The organism is Endozoicomonas arenosclerae (genome assembly GCF_001562015.1).
GTDB lineage: Bacteria > Pseudomonadota > Gammaproteobacteria > Pseudomonadales > Endozoicomonadaceae > Endozoicomonas_A > Endozoicomonas_A arenosclerae.
In genome coordinates this window covers 67646-84728 of sequence record NZ_LASA01000061.1, presented here as the reverse complement: position 1 = coordinate 84728, position 17083 = coordinate 67646, and the positions used below count along the sequence as shown (strand labels likewise).

The 17083-nt window shown below is 45.1% G+C and carries 17 protein-coding genes and 3 tRNA genes; 16 read left to right on the top strand and 4 right to left on the bottom strand.

Annotated features, from left to right (window positions below; genetic code table 11):
* Positions 1-6: 6 nt before the first annotated feature.
* The 14 genes from WG89_RS08680 (at position 7) to WG89_RS08610 (ending at position 12948) form a co-directional block, all read left to right on the top strand.
* The gene (locus WG89_RS08680) at positions 7-1614 is read left to right on the top strand and encodes a type I restriction-modification system subunit M (RefSeq protein ID WP_062264376.1); all 1608 of its coding nucleotides are present in this window, start codon (positions 7-9) and stop codon (positions 1612-1614) included.
* Positions 1611-2777 (top strand): restriction endonuclease subunit S, encoded by a 1167-nt coding sequence (locus tag WG89_RS29230; protein ID WP_079253732.1) that lies wholly within the window; start codon positions 1611-1613, stop codon positions 2775-2777. Before WG89_RS08680 ends, WG89_RS29230 begins: the two co-directional genes overlap by 4 nt.
* A gap of 247 nt (positions 2778-3024) precedes the next feature.
* Complete coding sequence (locus WG89_RS08670) at positions 3025-4482, top strand: AAA family ATPase (protein ID WP_062264301.1); 1458 nt, start codon at positions 3025-3027, stop codon at positions 4480-4482.
* A complete protein-coding gene (locus WG89_RS08665; RefSeq protein WP_062264298.1) occupies positions 4482-5375 on the top strand; it encodes a hypothetical protein in 894 nt (297 codons plus the stop codon). Before WG89_RS08670 ends, WG89_RS08665 begins: the two co-directional genes overlap by 1 nt.
* Positions 5372-5854 carry a hypothetical protein gene (locus WG89_RS08660; protein WP_062264295.1) on the top strand — a complete coding sequence of 161 codons (483 nt, stop codon included), beginning with the start codon at positions 5372-5374 and terminating at the stop codon, positions 5852-5854. The genes WG89_RS08665 and WG89_RS08660 overlap by 4 nt, the downstream gene beginning before the upstream one ends.
* 112 nt (positions 5855-5966) lie before the next feature.
* Positions 5967-6905, top strand: coding sequence for a hypothetical protein (locus WG89_RS08655; RefSeq protein WP_062264292.1), 939 nt, complete (start codon positions 5967-5969; stop codon positions 6903-6905).
* 376 nt (positions 6906-7281) lie between these two features.
* The gene (locus tag WG89_RS08650; protein WP_062264289.1) at positions 7282-7551 is read left to right on the top strand and encodes a helix-turn-helix transcriptional regulator; all 270 of its coding nucleotides are present in this window, start codon (positions 7282-7284) and stop codon (positions 7549-7551) included.
* A gap of 223 nt (positions 7552-7774) precedes the next feature.
* Positions 7775-8647, top strand: coding sequence for a toprim domain-containing protein (locus WG89_RS08640; protein ID WP_062264278.1), 873 nt, complete (start codon positions 7775-7777; stop codon positions 8645-8647).
* A complete protein-coding gene (locus WG89_RS08635; protein ID WP_062264275.1) occupies positions 8640-10244 on the top strand; it encodes a hypothetical protein in 1605 nt (534 codons plus the stop codon). Before WG89_RS08640 ends, WG89_RS08635 begins: the two co-directional genes overlap by 8 nt.
* Positions 10241-10603, top strand: a complete 363-nt coding sequence (locus tag WG89_RS08630; protein ID WP_062264272.1) for a hypothetical protein — start codon at positions 10241-10243, stop codon at positions 10601-10603. Before WG89_RS08635 ends, WG89_RS08630 begins: the two co-directional genes overlap by 4 nt.
* 12 nt (positions 10604-10615) lie before the next feature.
* Positions 10616-11029: a terminase small subunit gene (locus WG89_RS08625; RefSeq protein WP_062264269.1), complete on the top strand. Its 414-nt coding sequence runs from the start codon at positions 10616-10618 to the stop codon at positions 11027-11029.
* A gap of 89 nt (positions 11030-11118) precedes the next feature.
* On the top strand, positions 11119-11784 hold the full coding sequence (locus tag WG89_RS08620) for a recombinase family protein (protein WP_216638453.1): 666 nt from the start codon (positions 11119-11121) through the stop codon (positions 11782-11784).
* Between the two features lie 137 nt (positions 11785-11921).
* Positions 11922-12185 carry a hypothetical protein gene (locus WG89_RS08615; protein WP_062264267.1) on the top strand — a complete coding sequence of 88 codons (264 nt, stop codon included), beginning with the start codon at positions 11922-11924 and terminating at the stop codon, positions 12183-12185.
* A 115-nt stretch (positions 12186-12300) separates the two neighbouring features.
* The gene (locus tag WG89_RS08610) at positions 12301-12948 is read left to right on the top strand and encodes a hypothetical protein (RefSeq protein ID WP_062264265.1); all 648 of its coding nucleotides are present in this window, start codon (positions 12301-12303) and stop codon (positions 12946-12948) included.
* A gap of 154 nt (positions 12949-13102) precedes the next feature.
* Here WG89_RS08610 and WG89_RS08605 read toward each other — a convergent pair.
* From WG89_RS08605 to WG89_RS08590, 4 genes are all read right to left on the bottom strand, one after another.
* Positions 13103-13178 (bottom strand) — tRNA-Thr (locus tag WG89_RS08605).
* A 593-nt stretch (positions 13179-13771) separates the two neighbouring features.
* Positions 13772-14383, bottom strand: coding sequence for a homoserine/homoserine lactone efflux protein (gene rhtB, locus WG89_RS08600; RefSeq protein ID WP_062264263.1), 612 nt, complete (start codon positions 14381-14383; stop codon positions 13772-13774).
* Between the two features lie 185 nt (positions 14384-14568).
* A tRNA-Leu gene (locus WG89_RS08595) sits at positions 14569-14655 on the bottom strand.
* Between the two features lie 53 nt (positions 14656-14708).
* Positions 14709-14795 (bottom strand) — tRNA-Leu (locus WG89_RS08590).
* A 201-nt stretch (positions 14796-14996) separates the two neighbouring features.
* Between WG89_RS08590 and WG89_RS08585 the strand changes: the two genes are divergently transcribed.
* Positions 14997-15992, top strand: coding sequence for a DUF3757 domain-containing protein (locus tag WG89_RS08585; protein WP_172806752.1), 996 nt, complete (start codon positions 14997-14999; stop codon positions 15990-15992).
* 27 nt (positions 15993-16019) lie between these two features.
* Positions 16020-17066, top strand: coding sequence for a hypothetical protein (locus tag WG89_RS08580; RefSeq protein ID WP_062264257.1), 1047 nt, complete (start codon positions 16020-16022; stop codon positions 17064-17066).
* Positions 17067-17083: the final 17 nt, after the last annotated feature.

Below are 17083 nucleotides of genomic sequence, written 5' to 3'. Positions count from 1 at the left end.
CGTTCCATGATCACAGGCGAACTGAAAAGCAAAATCGACAAGCTCTGGGAAGAGTTCTGGGTCGGTGGTATTACCAATCCGCTCACCGTGATTGAGCAGATCACCTACCTGATGTATTCCCGCATGCTCGACACCATGGAGAGCAAAGATGAGCAGAAAAAGGCGTTGGCCGGTGTCGATTTCACTCCTCGTTTTCAACCTCACCAACAGGAATGCCGGTTCAGCCATTATTACAATCTGGGCGCTGACGAAATGATGGAACTGGTGCGGGATGAAGTCTTCCGGCACTTTAGAAGTTTAAGCGACGAAGGTTCTCTCCTGGGCGAGTTTATGAAAGACGCCCGGCTGGAAATTGTGAAGCCCAACCTGCTGGTGAAAGCCGTAGAGATGATCAAGAATCTGCCTCTGGATCAGGGTGATACCAAGGGTGACCTATACGAATATCTGCTGAGTAAACTGACCACGGCTGGTATTAACGGCCAGTTCCGAACCCCGAGGCATATTATCCGGGCCATGGTGGAAATGATGGAGCCCAATCCGGCCAGGGCAGAGCGTATCTGTGATCCGGCCTGTGGGACGGGTGGTTTTCTATCTACCACCTATGAATACCTGTTAGAAAAATACAGCTCCCTGGACAGCATTCACACCCAAACGGTGACCAACGAAAAGGGCGAGCTGGAGCAGCAAAAGATTTTTTCTGGGGACTTGCTGAGCGAATACCGCAACCATGTGGACACAGACATGTTCCACGGTTACGATTTCGACTCCACCATGCTGCGCATCGCTGCTATGAACCTGATTATGCACGGCGTGGATGAGCCGGATATTCACTATCAGGACACCATGAGCCAGAGCTTCAGCGATAAATACCCGGATGCGTCTCACAATGGCTTCCACCTGATTCTGGCTAACCCGCCCTTTACCGGCACCCTGGACGAAGAAGACATTGACCCCGATATTCTGAAAGTGGTCAAAACCAAAAAGACCGAGTTGCTGTTTGTCGCTCGCATTCTGCAAATGCTGAAAATAGGTGGTCGCAGCGCCACGGTTGTTCCACAGGGTGTACTGTTCGGCTCCAGCAAGGCCCACCAGAGCCTGCGAAAAACATTGGTAGAAGATAACCAGCTGGAAGCGGTGATTAATCTGCCTTCTGGCGTGTTTAAACCCTATGCAGGTGTGGCTACTGCCATTCTTATTTTCACCAAGGGCGGCGAAACCGACAACGTTTGGTTCTACGATCTGGAACACGACGGTTTTAGTCTGGATGACAAGCGCAACCCTGTGGATAAAAACGACATTCCCCATCTGATCGCCAGCTGGAAAGAATACCGAAAGAGTAAACAGTTACCAGTGGATGAGTTTACAGGACATAAGCTGAAGGATCTGCTAAACGGCATTGACATTCCATTGGAGTGGGAAGACCGCACTCAAAAAGCCTTTGTCGTACCCAAAGCCGACCTGAAAGCCAATGTATACGACCTGTCCATTAACCGCTATAAAGAAGTCGTGTACGAGGAAGAGGCGTACGACCCTCCGAAGGAAATTCTGGGGCGTTTGAAGGCGCTGGAAGCAGAAATTCAGAAGGAGCTGGGTGAGTTGGAGGGGATGTTGTGAATTGGCCTCTCGTAAAGCTTTCAAACCTATGTGAAATCAACATAGGTAAAACTCCAGCTAGAAAAAGTCCCCAGTATTGGGGAACTGGACACCCTTGGTTATCAATTGCTGACATGTCGCAAGGCAAGTTTATTTCATGGACAAAAGAAGAGATCACAGAGCTAGGTGTTAAAGAATCTGGCATAAAGCTTGTAAAGCAAGGAACAGTTCTATTTAGCTTTAAGCTATCTATTGGGAAGGTCGGTATAGCGCAACGTGATCTCTATACTAATGAAGCAATTGCAGCACTACCGATTAAAGATTCAGATGAGCTTGATCCTAACTATCTGATTTATGCTCTTAGTCAGCTTGATGTATTGTTGAAGACAGACCGAGCAGTGATGGGCGCAACGCTAAATAAGAAAAAACTTGCTGAGCTGGAAATCCCATTCCCCCCATTGCCCGAGCAAAAGCGCATCGCTGCCATTCTGGATAAAGCCGACCAGCTTCGCCAGAAACGCCAGCAGGCCATCGGCCTGGCCGACGAATTCCTCCGCAGTGTCTTCCTGGACATGTTTGGTGATCCGGTGACGAATCCCAAGGGGTGGGAGGTGAAGCAGGTCAAAGATTTTGCACAGGTAACTACAGGTAATACCCCTAGTCGAAAAATACCTGAGTTCTATGGCAAAGATGTTGAGTGGATTAAGTCTGATAATATTAATACTCCCTCACACTATCTAACTTGTGCCACTGAGCATCTATCTTCTCAAGGTGCTGAAGTTGGTCGCATTGCGAAAGAAGGATCAGTCCTCATTACTTGCATTGCAGGTAGCCCTTCATGTGTAGGAAATGCTGCAATAGCGGATAGAGATGTAGCGTTTAATCAGCAAATTAACGCATTAACACCAGTTACAGGGTTAGCAGTAACTGAATTTATCTATGCGCTAGCATTGTTTGGTAAAAAGAAAATCCAGGAAGCATCAACCAATGCGATGAAAGGAATGGTCAGTAAGGGTAAGCTCGAAACTGTCTGCTTCATTTTGCCACCGTTAGATAGTCAGCTAGAGTTTGCAAAATCATTCAAAAGAATTCATGAGTTTCGTCTTAAATTTTCTGATGTGGCTCAGCAGAGTGATGACCTCTTCAACGCTCTCAGCCAAAAAGCCTTCGCCGGAGAACTCTGAGAACTCGGCTCCCAGCTGCAAACCGGGAGCCAGGATAAAGGTGACATTTATCCAAGGTATAAGTGTCACCTTTATTCAACCACTATTCCGCCGAGGTATAAGCCTGTTTGGGTGAGTTGGGTTCCGTGGGGTAAGTGGTGGGAAGTTGTCGAAGCCTCTTGTGTTAGTATTAGCCCAGAACTTTTGACTACCTTGCCTGGTGATCTGCTGAAATTAGGCAAGCAGCAATCCTCTATGGGGCAATATTTTGAGAATAAAATCCTTAACCCTGGGTGGCTTTAAAGGGATAAAAGACACAGCCACAATTCCTCTAGCTCCTATTACCCTTCTATTTGGTGCCAACAGCACTGGGAAGAGCTCTATTCTGCACGGTCTGTTGTATCTGTACGAGATTTTGATGAGCGGGAACCCTGGGGCAGAATACAGTCAGCTCTCAGGAAACAGGGTTTGGCTGGGTGGTTTCAGAAACCTGGTGAATGGCAAGAATCATGATGGTGTCATTACTCTGGGGGCAAACTTGGATATGAGAAATCATGACCGTTTGCTTGATGACTATTTGTCGGAAACAGAGCAGGCATTACTGGACGAGAAACTCGGGTACTATCCTGACTATGGCTCAGACAGTTGGGGATTTCAGCTCCAAATAGCTTGGGACCCTTTGATTAACAGACCCTATATTCGTCAGTATGAGTGTTATGGAAACGGGGAGCTCTTTTTCAGGATCGAAAAGAAAAGTAGTGCACCAGAAAGCTCAATCACTCATTTTAAGTTGCTTGAACACCTTGAAATGCCAGAGCCTTTAGAAGCCATACTACAAACCGACTTCAACACAAGCTCAATAGGGCTGAGCAAGCAGCATCATGCCCTGCCCAATATATACAAGCGTCTCGATTTGTCAGCAGCTCCCTGGGACTGGGAGAGTTTGTATGAAGAGAGTCCTCTGGCTGCAAAAACATTCTGTGAAGCTGCACTGTCGCAATCCACGCTGGCTCCACTTAAAGAGTTTTCTAGATTATTGAGAACATTGCTTCACATAGGCCCATTGAGGGTAATCCCAGATGCGAGTATGCATATTTTGGCTGGGCCTGAAAATTCACGATGGTACGATGGAAAAGGTGCGTGGGACGTTTTCGTCAATGGTTCAAGCACTTTCAGAAACAAGGTCAATGCTCCATTTTTGGACGAAGACAAGTTTGCCACGTCCTATCAATTTGTGGAGTCTCGGCCTGAACAGGTGGATCACAGGTTCGTGTATGTTGATAACCAGGACTTGGGTATACGTCATCAGCTTACGGAGCTGGGTGTAGGGGTTTCACAGGTATTTCCTGTAGTAGCTGGTATTTGTCTTGAACAGGACGTTATTCTTTCCTGCGAACAGCCGGAACTGCATATCCATCCAAGATGGCAGCTGGTTTTGGCTGATATGATGCTGGAGAGCATCAAAGACCATTATCAGAAGCTGTTTTTGATGGAAACTCACAGTGAACACTTGATGTTAAGGTTGTTGCGTCGCAGGCGTGAGACAGCTGAGCAGGTGGTAGAAAGCCCAGAGCTTGAATGTCGGCCAGAAGATGTCCAAATAGTTTTTTGTGAGCAGGTGAATGGTGAAACCCGCCTTCGTGGTATAGCCACAACAGATGAAGGTGAGTTCGATGCCCCTTGGCCAAACGGGTTCTTTAAAGAGAGAAGAGGAGAGTTGTTCTGATGTTGCATAGGGAGTTTGCAATAGATCCTGACCAAATTGAAGACATCAAAGATGTCAGGCTACTTGAAGGGCGGTTTGGTTATGATAAAGGAGCTGTTATTTCTGCTTTTCCGAAACGGTGGTTTGGTACTGTTGCTGAGAAGTTGAGTAAGAGTGTTAGTGATAAAAAAGTTGATAGCATTTCGGATGATCTAAAAGCACTGAAAGATAAGGCTGTTGTAAGTTTTTCAAGGGACTTTACTCATGATGTTTGGATTGATTCTGCTAAAGCTAGTCATCAGAAAAGTCCTTTTCACAGATTGGTAGAATCTTCTTTGAATGAGCCTCCCACTTTGGTCTCAAATATTTATGATTTGAAAGATCCTGACTTTCATACAGAGTCTCAGAGCTATCGCTCTGCTTCTGGTTTGGCAGAAGCATCAAAGTTGCTGTTGATGTACGCAGAAAAAGTGACCGTTGTAGATCCTTATATTTGTCTTTCGAAGCCAGGATATAGGAATACACTAATTGAGTTAATGAGGCGATGTAGAAAGTCCAAAGTACGTTTCAATATTTTTTGTGAAAATGAAGGTAAATCTGACTGGAATTCTGTTCGAAAGCCTGCACTGCAAGCTTTTGTTAACGATATTATGCCTGAAAATTTTGAGTTGCATTGGTATTCCATATCTGATGGTGGTACAGGCTATATCCATGCTCGGGGGCTATTTACTGCAAAAGGTGGCATTAGGTACGATCGAGGCTTTGAGGTACCAAATGATCATGAGCAAAGGCGAACTGCTGCTGATGTTGCAGTGATGTCTATGAGCGAGTGGGAACAAAAAGTTGAAGATTACAATGAAGTTCAGCTACCCAGTAAGTTTACTCTTGAGCATAGATGGTCAGGTAGTAAATGAGCAGTATTGTTGGCTGGCAACTTGATCTAATACGACATCAAGATAACTGGAAAGGTAGCCAATTTCTGGCTGCGAAAACTGAGCTTTTTGCATTAATTGCAAAAGTGCTGTGCAGATCGGAGCCTGTTACCGTGTGCCTTTACACTGATAGTGTTACTTTTCAGCTTTACTACCAGAAATGGCTTAAAGAGGAAGGTGTTGATTTAAGCAGACTTCAGGGCAAGATTGTTTTTAATGTATTTGAGCTTGGTGAGCTTTCCCAGGGGATCAATTTACCCGAGCATTTGAAAGCTGGTGACCAGGCTAAGCTTGACAAGTTAAAGCAGGCTTATCTGGATCTATTTAATAGAGCCATTCAGGCGAATATAGAAAAAACAGTCGATTGCCCACCCGAGTATTATCCTGAGCGCCCTCCAGAGTGGCTGGCCATGCATCAACAGACTTCTGATGATCATATCGTGGGAGTTTGGTCTGAGTAGCTCTCCTACTTCCCAAAAAGTATTCTTGGTGGGATCAAATCTGGTTCAGCCGGGATTGTTTTGGCGGTATTCTTTTGGATTGTTTGATAATAAATAGTTCAAGGAGTGAACAGTGGCAGATAACATGGTCGATGAGCTATATGATGAGGATGTTATAACCAGCGAAGAGCTAGAAAGGCTGAGGAAAGAGGCCGCAACGGCGCACAAAGACAGTTTGAACTCGAAGTTTCAGAAGCTTCTTGATGATGACAATCTTCCCATGATTATTTATGAAAAGACTCGTTTTCAGGAGTTTATGTGTACAGAGCAGCTGGTGTGTGAAGAGTTTGATAGTGCCTATGATGACAGTATCTTTTTGGATAACCTGACTGATAGTGAGCAGGCATATTACGACCAAAACTTAGAAAAATCCGTCGCTGAGCTGGTTTCACTGTGTGATCGCTTATATGAGTTAGCCGAGCGTACCAGAAATTTAGATAAAAACTCATCAACTCATAAGCAAGCGGAGTTTAAGTATAACCTGGTGAGAATTGCCAGGGATGAGGTACAAAGCGTTAACCAGTTTGGCAAACGCTATCTTCGCAAGTGCAATCGATACCGGGCTTTAAATGATAAAGTTCTGTACCACATAGAAGGTCAGGAAACAGATAAAGAGCTTTTGAAAAAATGGCCTATGGCTGTCCCTGGCTGGAATAAGCATACTATCGAGTTTTTATATGAGGCTCTTTTGAAAGGAAGATACATCGATCGAAAACTAACTTTAACGAAGTTCAGGGAAGCTTGGTACGGAGGAAAGCCTGTAGAGTGGGTTGACCTTAAAACTTCCTTTTCAGTATTTATAACATCACTTGATGTTGATAAAAGAAAAGATATAAAAAAGTGGGAAGTAATTGAAAGCGTTTTTTCAGCCAGTAAATTCGACTTTAAAAACTTGAAAGCTTCGGCTGGGAAAAAAACTAAAAGCAAGTACCGAGTAACTTTTACCAATCTTTGGAAGCTGGCTCTTAATGAAAAAGAAATGAAAAAATACTATTGTAAAAAATATGATTAGACGTTAGTGCTTTCCCAATTTCTGGATTCAAATGAGATAGGTTGGCCATGCACCATGGTCGCCTGACACTTTTCCTCAAAATTATCTTTATTGCCCCTTGATACCTTTCATTGAACATGACTGAGGAATGATTGCAATTTTTTTCCCGTTTTATCAGGCAGGTTTTTTGGATTTTTTATCTATCCTTTATCGTTAATTTAATATGGATAATTTTATTTATAACTATCTGTTTTATATATGTATTTACAGAGTATGGAAAAGTTCTAGACAAAGGTAGAGAGTATTTTTTTCTTAAATGCTGACTCACTATTAGCCTGTGTTTGGGAGTTGATAAATTCCCATGAGTATCCAATAAACAAAAAAGGATTTTTGGCTTGTGAATATATATTCATCTGATCTTGAAAAAGAGAATGACAACGAGAAGCAAGAGGCAATGTTTCCTGAACCAATGCAGAGAGATATTAAATTGGTTCGTCGTCAGGTAGTAGAAGATGCATTAGGAATCAGCCGCTCCACTCTTTATCGGTTGCTTGCCGAGAATACCCTGCCACCTCCGGTAACGTTGCCTGGTGGGGGCATTCGCTGGGTATGGTCTGAGATCATGATTTGGGCTCAACAACGGATTGATGAGAGGGAAAAGGTATGAGCATTCTGGAAACAAAATCTAAAGAGGTTTTTGATGCTTTGAAATGTACTGTAGTGAAGACTCTGGAATGCAAAGAGCTGTTTTGCCCAGGGAATATTATCGACAGAGAAGTTAAGGCTGCACTGCTCTTACGGGTACCGGGTGACTGTATTAATTGGGTGGCAAAAGTTATGGAGGTTGTTTACCCATATTGCAGGCCAATGAGTGAAGGGAGCGATAATTCATGAGCTTAAATTCACAGTATTTGCAAGAAATGGTTAAAGCAGGCTTGTCTCCTGCTAAGCCAGTCCAGATATTGGATGATGGTGAGATTCATCGCTATCGGATTGAAGGTGACAGTCGTGGTTCTCTTAACGGTTGGTACGTTTGTTATGACCGATCGGTTCTGGTTTGTGGGTCGTGGAAAACGGGTCATAAAATCGTTGTATGTGATCAAAGCCTGTCCAGGCTTTCAGCAGAACAACGAAAACTTAGACAAAGGCAGGTGGCAGAGGCCCAAGAAAAGGCTCAGATAGAAAAAAGAAAGCAGCATGAGCTGGTGGCTGAAAAGGTGGCTCGTGAATGGGAGCAAGCTAGCCCCGCTCTACAAACGCATCCTTACCTTCTGAAAAAACTGGTGCGCCCCTTTGGAATCAGGCAGTTAGGTGACACCTTGCTGATTCCCCTCAGGGATATAAATGGGAAGCTATGGAGCTTGCAATACATCACTCCGAACGGTCAGAAGTATTTTGCAAAGGGTGGCAGGATTGAAGGCTGTTTTCATCTTCTCGGTCAAGTGGGTGAAGCACTCTACTTTTCGGAAGGGTACAGCACAGCAGCAACGCTGCATCAGTTCACTGGTACGACGATGGTTATTGCCTTCAACGCGGGTAATTTGAAAAAAGCAGCCAGAGAAATAAAGAAAAAATACCCTGATGTGAAACTGGTTTTTGCCGCAGATAACGACCGTACCTCACGAGTGAACACTGGCTTGCTAAAGGCACGGGAAGCAGCAAAGGAAGTTAAGGGGAGTGTGATCTGGCCAAACTTTCCGGAGGGTGTTGAAGGAACAGACTTTAACGACCTGATTGTAAACGGAGGTTGTCTGAATGAGTAGAGATTCTTTGAAGCCTCTGTCTGATCATATGCAGTCGGATTCCGGGGATAGCAAGCCAAGTATTATTGACCGATTGCTGGAGCTGGTTAGAGCAAAGTGTTCCCTGTTTATTGATCCTGAAGGAAAGGCGTATGCCACGTTCTGCAGCAGTAGCGGCATTCAGGAAACCTGGGCGATTGATAGCAAATACTTTCACCAAGTGATTGGTTATTGGTTTTTTCTGAACTACAAGAAGCCAGTCAGGCAGGATCAGGTTAAAGAGGTTTGTCATAGTCTCCATGCGTTTGCTACCTACGAAGGATGTCAGCATGAAGTCTTCATTCGAGTGGCGGCTATAAATGACAATTACTATATAGACCTGGTTAATGACGACTGGCAGGTGGTTGAGGTTTCGGCGACAGGGTGGCAGGTGCTGGATAATAGCCCGGTAAAATTTGTCCGCTCTGACACTATGCAGGCATTGCCACTGCCTGAGCAGGGTGGAGATATTGATGAGTTATGGCAATTCGTTAATGTGGCTGAAGGTGATCGGCTTCTTGTTCTGGTTTGGTTGCTTGAGTGCCTCCGACAAAATACTCAAAAGCCAGTGTTAGAGCTTCTGGGTGGTCATGGATGTGGGAAAAGCCATACAACAGAGGTTCTGAGAAGTCTGGTTGATCCAAGTACTGCGTCGTTGCGTCACTTCCCGAGAAAGGATGAAGATCTGTTTATCAGTGCGCAATTTAATTGGATTATCCCGTATGAAAATGTCAGTCATCTTTCTGAAACCAAGCAGGATTTACTTTGTCAGATTTGTACTGGTTCAGCGTATGTGAAGAGAACCGCTTACTCAAATGCCAGCGAAACTGTTTTAAGTGCTTGCCGACCACAAGTTATTAATGGGATTACACCTGTTGCAACCCGTCTGGACTTAATTGACCGCTGTATCAGCGTAGAGCTGCCCACAATGACTCCAGGCAACAGAAAAACAAAGACAGAGCTTGAGCAGGCATTTCAAAGAGCACGGGCAAAACTTTTTGGAGCTCTGCTCAAGTTGCTGTCTGGCGCAATGATGCAGCTGCCCTTAATCAAGCTTAAGAGCTTGCCCCGCATGGCTGATTTTGCCCTACTCGGAGAAGCTGTTTGTTCTTCACTGGGCCAAGAGGGGGAATTTGTCCACATCTATGAAGCAAACCGGAGTCAGTTGATTTCATCCAGTCTTGAAGGAAGTCCTGTCGCGATTGCTTTACTGGAAATGTGTCAGGCTAGAGGCTCAGGACAAGTCTTCAACGGGGTTGTGAGCAACCTGTTAAAGCAGCTGGCAAATTACCGGACTGACTATTGCAATTGGCCTAAAACTCCCAGGGGTCTGGGGAATGTTCTACGGAGAGAGCAAGAAGCACTGAAACTTAAAGGGATTGGAATTTCTTTTACAGGAAAGACCAGTCGAGGAAGAAATGTAGTCATCAATTATAAAAGTGGAGCTCAACATACACTAAGTGCACAACGTGCACTAGATCCTTCTGGCGTAGCTTCATCAGATGCACGTAGTGCACATGGTGCACAAGAAATACCGGCAAATAGAATGGACGATGTTCAGGTGGAGCTTGCTGTATGAAGCCCGTTGAGCTTTTAACCTATCTCAGATTGCAGGGAGTTCAGGTCAGGATAGATGATGGCGGTTTCCTGAAGCTGAAAGGGCGGAAGGCTGTCATTGAACCTGTGGCGTACCTTGTGAAGCAATATAAGCCTGAGTTAATGAAACTGATGGTTAATCGTGACTTCAATGTTGAAGCCGTTGTCGAAGCTTTACGGTTTATTTGTAAGGGTCTTGAGGTTTCTTCAGGTTATTTACTCATAAAGTATTTTACCACTGAAGATCTACTCGATATCAGTCGTGGTGAATATCAGAATTTTCCAGAACTTCGAGATCTCATACTGAGTGACCCCGAATACCCTTTTGTGGAGTCTGCATAGAAGGAGGCCGTTATGAACAAGAAGCAAGAGAGCTTTGTTTCTGAATATTTGATGAGTGGAAATGCAACAGACGCGGCTATCAAAGCAGGCTACAGTAAGCGGTCTGCATACAACCAAGGGCATAGATTACTGATGAATAATGATGAGGTTTCGAAAGCTATTGTGGAGAAGATTGGGGAGTTTAAGGAGCTGTCTGGTGCTACCGCAGAAAATAAACGTGAGTTGCTATGGCGTATTGCCCAGTTTAATCAGCAGGTTGTCATTGGATCGGATGGACAGCCTGCAATGAGGAACCCCAGAGCTTCAACTTCTGCTATCGCTGAGCTCAACAAAATGGATGGTGACTACCGCAAGCCCGAAGAAGGCTCTAAAAATGAGATACTCTTTATCCAGCAGTTTGGAGAGGAGTTTTCGGAAGACGATTAAGTGTGTCTGCTACAGGCACAATCTCCCTTGTTTTTTGTGGCGACTGTTCTATAACTCTATCAATCCAATAAAAATCAAAGAGTTAAGTAGTGATTAAGCAGTACATTACCTATACGCGTGTCTCCACTCGAAAGCAGGGCGATTCAGGTCTTGGCCTTGACGCTCAAGATCGAGATATCAATCTGTACCTTCAAAACTATGAGCCTTCTCAGTATGAGGTTCTGGATACTTTCATTGAAATAGAGAGTGGCTCCAATTCAGATCGCCCTGCCCTTCAACAAGCAATGTCCCTTTCTCGGCAAACGGGAGCCACTCTATTGGTTGCCAAGTTGGATAGACTCAGTCGGAAAGTGTCGTTTATAGCCTCATTACTGGAAGACAAGAGGTTAAAACTCAAAGTGGCCTGTATGCCCAATGCCGATAAGTTCCAGCTTCATATCTATGCAGCCTTGGCTGAACAGGAAAGAGACTTTATATCAGCAAGAACAAAGGCTGCATTGAAGGAAGCTCAAGCCAGAGGAGTGAAACTGGGAGGGTTGAGGGACAAGACAGGAGAAAGGAATAAGGCGGCCAAACAGCAGGCTCAGCAACGAGCAGAAGAGTTGAAGCGGCTGGTTTTGCCAATGGTCAGGCAGAAGAAGTCTACTCGATATATTGCTGATGCCCTGAATCAGGCTGGAATACCAACAGCACGAGGAGCCAGCTGGCAAAGTGGTCAGGTGTCCAGGTTGATAAACAGGCTGATTGAAAAGTGATAGGGGGGATGGTGCCGGGGGGCTGGACATAACTTCCCTGAGTTGAGTGCTCGGATATATGGGGGTGGTACATACGCAGTTAGTAATTCTGTCTTAAAGCCGATAGAGCTTTGAGATAAATAATTACAGAGCTCGTTATGAATCCGGTATGGATTATGAATTTCCTTGGCCCATTTCTGGGTGGTTTAGGCTTTTATTTCGAAATCCCTATATTATTTTGGGTTGGTGTAGGCATTGCGGCCTTTACATGTTTTATGAATCTTTTATCTGGGATGTATCCATTTCCATTTGTTGAGCTGGGGTTGATGCTGGTAGGTGTTTTTATGCTTGACCCTTGGTACATAGGAGCCTCTGTTGGATTGCTAATTGCAACAGCAATAGACCTGTTCAAACTGCCTTGATTATGTTGAAAGAAGTGTCGGTGGAGAGTTAATACATCTGCCAAAAATATAGCTTCCCCTACTTGTTAAAATTAAATTAATATCTGCTCACTTTAACTTTATATATTGAGTAGTAATGCGCTGGTTCGATCAGATTTCAGACTCATACCCGTGGGCTTTTTTTCTTTCTGGGATACTGTTTGTTGTAGGATTCTTATTCGGTTCTGGGTGGGGCCGTACAGAGTATGTTGTGTTATTTGGCTCTATAGGATCATTTTTAGGCGGGATAGGTACAGTAACAGCAGTTTTGTTTGCCAAGGCAACATATAAAGATTGGCGTAAACAGAAAGCTCATGATCTGAAAGTAGAATCTTATTATCATGCTGTTTACTGTGGGTTGACTACGATTCAGGCAACGATGCCATTACGAAAAATTACCGAGCGAGCTAATCCAGTGGATTTCTCGAATCTAGAACAGCGAATGAAAGATAGAACATTACCAGAAGCTGTGTCCAATTTTGAATTATCTATGAAACGAGCTCTATTGCTTGGCGGAAGGCAAACGCTGATTGAACCTTTTAATGACTTCGTAGTTCGCTGGCATCGGTTAGAGCCACAGCTTAAAGGCTATGTAGAAAGTCATAATAATACGGCATGTGATAGTCAGGACAAAAGTGCTCAGGCAATTAAAGCCTGTCACTCAGATATAGAGAGGGTGGTAGATAGCATCTCAAAGCTATATGAGGAGGTGTCAAAATACTTTGAAGTTCTTGCAACGAAATGATGTTGATCGAGTTATAAAAAATAGGAAGTTGGGTGTACGACTAGGTAATGCTAAAAGAGGGGTAGCAGGAAAGAAACCTATAGCGTTACCTATAGTAAATCCCAGATAGCAAAAAGCCCGTAGTGTTTACTAACGCTACGGGCTTTGCTGTATATGGTGCCGGCACCAAGAGTCGAACTCGGGACCCACTGATTACAAGTCAGTTGCTCTACCAACTGAGCTATACCGGCAAGGAACGAGGTGCATAATATGGTTGAGCGCGTTCTTTGTCAACATCCCTGGACACAAAAAACAGACCTTGAGGTCTGCTTTTTGTACGATCCTTGTGAATCCTTTTCCTGATCTTGGTTCAGAGCTCCCTGCTCTGAGTAACTTCCTGTTTTGCTTGGTCTTTCCTGACCACTTCAGGCGTCCTGCCTGGTTTGCATCCTGCATGAATATCGGGTCATCCTGACCTTTCGGCTTCCTGCCAAACTGCATCCTGCAGTCAGTCCTTTCGTCCTTTGGGCATCCTGCCTTTTTTCGCGTCCTGCAACCTGTCGTCCTGACTTCAAAGCTTCCTGCTTTGCCCGCTTCCTGCGGTGTTCAAGTCTTCCTGACTCTGGGCATCCTGCCCGGTTCGCTTCCTGCGATTCGGATGGTCATCCTGACTATCCTAAGGCTTCCTGCCTTAAATCCTTTTCCCTGTCAGCCTTGGTCTTCCTGACCTTTTGGACTTCCTGTCCCCAGCTGACGATTCCTATTATCCATTGTTAGGTATTTTCCGAAATCGGAGGTTTTCCTTTTGGTTTGTGAGACATTGACCATAGTGCCATTGGGAAGCTTACCGCTGGCTGACAGCCAAAAGCCCGCCGCAGGCTACAAACATGGAGCCAAACAGCCGATTTTGCAGCCTTCCGTACTTTTTCAGAATGGGCATTAGCTTAAGGGCAAAGCTGGCATAACCTACCATCACCAGGCTGTCGACGATCACCATCGTCATTCCCATAATCAGGTATTGAGACCAGAGTGTTTGAGAAGGATCGACAAACTGCGGCAAAAACGCTGCCTGAAAAACAATGGCTTTAGGGTTGGTCAGGTTAACCAGAATGGCACTGGCGAAAGATTTTCTTTTGCTAATAGCGGTCTGATTGTCTGAGGACAATTCCTGGGGGGCTTCACGCCATTTCATAACGCCTAGAAAGATCAGGTAAACAGCGCCAAGCCATTTGATCAGGGTAAACAGAGTTTCAGAGGCCGCCAGAATGGCGCCCAGACCTGCTGCAACAATGATTAAAAAGATAATCAAGGCTACCTGAAGCCCCATTATGGAGGGCAGGGTTCTGACCAGGCCTGAACGAATGGCGGTGGCCATGGTATTCACAGCTCCGGCTCCGGGTGTGACGCTGATAATGATGGTGGCCGCTAAAAAAGCCAGATAGGTATTAAGTTCCATTGATGAATCCGGAAAAGGTAATCTGTCAGGTTTATTTATTTCTGTGGATAACAATGGTTTTAATCTAAGAGAAGTGTGTGCGCAATAGCAGCAGAGTGTTACTTGAAGAGAAGGGGGGAGGATGTTTTTTGAATGGCGAATACTAAAAAAGCCGATCAATGATCAGCTTTTTAAAGTCTGTGATATGGTGCCCAGGAGAAGACTCGAACTTCCACGCCCTTTCGGACACTAGCACCTGAAGCTAGCGCGTCTACCAATTCCGCCACCTGGGCATATCACTAAATTGTATGGACTTTACGTCCGGCCCAACCATTCTTTAAATGATTGGTGCCCAGGAGAAGACTCGAACTTCCACGCCCTTTCGGACACTAGCACCTGAAGCTAGCGCGTCTACCAATTCCGCCACCTGGGCCCTGCCTAAGCAATGTGCTGCTCAGCAAGTGCGGCGAATATTAGGGATATAAGCCGAAAGTGTCAACACCCTGGCCGAAAAATAGGGGGTCGGAAAGTACGCTGTAAGGGCTTGAAAAAGAAAGGCTTACCCAGTCTTTCTTGCATAATGACGGATGTTTGCCACGCTTTCTGGGCTGATTTAATAACTCATGGTTTTGTTATGCAGTTCAGGCTTGGTCTTGCGTTCTTTTTGACAAGTGCTCTGTTCACGTCTTTCTCATTCAGTAGTGGGACACTACCAGAAGAAGCTTCTTCTAAAGAGGTTGCTTCATCTCCTTTAAAAAATACCAGTCATTGTCCCTCTCCGGCAGATATTGTTTTCAATCCAGAAAATAATCACTGGGAGGCTCCCCTGACCCGGGGGATGCCTGATTCCTGGGAAATAATGCGTTCGATATCCCCTTCTATGGAGCCTGAATCTAAGGTTTCATTTATTTTCAAGCAAGCCAGTATTGATAAGGAGCAGGGGGTCTATTATCTCTCTTGTCATTATCAGGCAGCTGATCTTTCTGGAGAGAAAAGTTTTGAAGTGCTTCTGGAGCCAGAAAGAGTCATGTTAATGAACGGGACACTTGCACTACCGGTTTATGCTGCTGACGGGCATTGGGATGGGGTAACAACAGAAAAACAACATAAGTTTGATTGTAAAACGTACTACGAGAAGTGTGAATTCAGAATTCCTCAGTTGCTGATTCGAAGACAAAGTAAACCCAGTGAGCCAATGGTTTCCGGGTGGGATTTCGATCCCGGAAGATTAGTGCTGGGCCCACTCACTGGGAGCGCAGGAGAGAAAGACTTTATAGCCCAGGGAAAAGAAGAGTACGTTTATCCTGGGGAAGATTTTCTTGGCAGTACGGATCGCACTGGACTTTTGAGAGGCGAGACAGAGAGCATGGAAGACACGTACGATATTATTAAGAGACTTTATGATCCTTCTTCGGGCGATGTTGAGCAGTTTGAGCCCTGTTTAGATAAGGAAGGGTTTAAGGTATGCGGTTGTACGGACGTCGACTTACAAAAAAATATCAGGAAAGACTCATTTGCCCTGATCAATGTGTTAGAACAATTTAACAATAATGGCAGCTTAACGGGCTTTTCCTGCAAGCTCATAGTGATAAAGGCTACCCAAACAGATGCACCAAAAGACAAGCATTAGTGCCAAAGGCCATCTCAGGGAAACATTATGAAAGTGAATGGAAAACAATACCGCTTTCTCAAAGACAGTCTGGAAAGCTGGTCCCGGGATGGTCTTTTGGAGGAAGGAAAAAAAGCGGATTTGCTGGAATCTCTGGAAGTTCACTCTTTCCAGTGGCGAATGGTCGCTCAGTATGCGTTTTGGGCCGCACTCTCCTCCTTGCTGTTGTCTCTTCTGGCCATTGTTATGGATGAAGCCTTGCTGGAATGGCTGGAGCATCTCTTTACCTTACAGGATGGGACTCGAAGTCTTGTACTGGCAGGGCTTGCGATCGGTATTTACTGCGCAGGTGGGTGGTTTAAGTCCCGTCAGGCTCATGGCGTTTTCAGTCAGGAGCTGATTTTTTTCCTGGGAGCAGCAGCAACGGCAGCTTCTATCTATTACTTGGGTCAGGCTGTTGATACCGGCAGTGGTCACTATGCTCTGCTGTTATTACTGGCAGCCGTTGTTTATTTCATCGTGGCAGTGATTATGGGGTCGCTGTTGCTTTGGGTTCTGGGTCTTCTGGTATTGGCTTGCTGGTTTTTTGCCGAGACTGCCTATTGGGCGGGAGGAGAAGACCAGATGTTTCTGGGAATGAGTTACCCGCTTCGGTTCCTGTTCTACAGTCTGGCGACCTTATTATTGGGTTATGGGCTGATATTTACGGAACGAACCAAGACCTTTTTTGAGTCAACCCAATTCATTTCCCTGATGATGCTTTTCGTCTGTCTCTGGGTCTTATCGATGGTGGGTAACTACGATTATCAGCTGGAATCCTATGAGACTTCCCAAGCTGAGCTTTGGTTCTGGCGGCTGATGATGGTCATAGCTTCCTGCCTGGCTTTATTTTTGGGTTTCCGTCGTGACGACTCAGTATTGAGAGTGGCAGGGGTCTGTTTCCTGCTGATCAATCTGTACACGCGGTTTTTTGAATACGGCTGGGATGAAATGCACAAGGCGCTTTTCTATGCCTTGCTGGCGATCAGTTTCTGGCTGCTGGGTCGTTATTCGGAAAGAATCTGGCTGGGCTTGACCGGGAAAAGGGATAAATAGGGAATAAAAAAGAGGTT

Coding starts and splice junctions, on each gene's coding strand:
- WG89_RS08680 (WP_062264376.1), top strand. CDS start 7: ATGATCACAGGCGAACTGAAAAGCAAAATCGACAAGCTCTGGGAAGAG.
- WG89_RS08665 (WP_062264298.1), top strand. CDS start 4,482: ATGTTGCATAGGGAGTTTGCAATAGATCCTGACCAAATTGAAGACATC.
- WG89_RS08660 (WP_062264295.1), top strand. CDS start 5,372: ATGAGCAGTATTGTTGGCTGGCAACTTGATCTAATACGACATCAAGAT.
- WG89_RS08640 (WP_062264278.1), top strand. CDS start 7,775: ATGAGCTTAAATTCACAGTATTTGCAAGAAATGGTTAAAGCAGGCTTG.
- WG89_RS08635 (WP_062264275.1), top strand. CDS start 8,640: ATGAGTAGAGATTCTTTGAAGCCTCTGTCTGATCATATGCAGTCGGAT.
- WG89_RS08630 (WP_062264272.1), top strand. CDS start 10,241: ATGAAGCCCGTTGAGCTTTTAACCTATCTCAGATTGCAGGGAGTTCAG.
- WG89_RS08625 (WP_062264269.1), top strand. CDS start 10,616: ATGAACAAGAAGCAAGAGAGCTTTGTTTCTGAATATTTGATGAGTGGA.
- WG89_RS08615 (WP_062264267.1), top strand. CDS start 11,922: ATGAATCCGGTATGGATTATGAATTTCCTTGGCCCATTTCTGGGTGGT.
- WG89_RS08610 (WP_062264265.1), top strand. CDS start 12,301: ATGCGCTGGTTCGATCAGATTTCAGACTCATACCCGTGGGCTTTTTTT.
- rhtB (WP_062264263.1), bottom strand. CDS start 14,383: ATGGAACTTAATACCTATCTGGCTTTTTTAGCGGCCACCATCATTATC.
- WG89_RS08585 (WP_172806752.1), top strand. CDS start 14,997: ATGCAGTTCAGGCTTGGTCTTGCGTTCTTTTTGACAAGTGCTCTGTTC.
- WG89_RS08580 (WP_062264257.1), top strand. CDS start 16,020: ATGAAAGTGAATGGAAAACAATACCGCTTTCTCAAAGACAGTCTGGAA.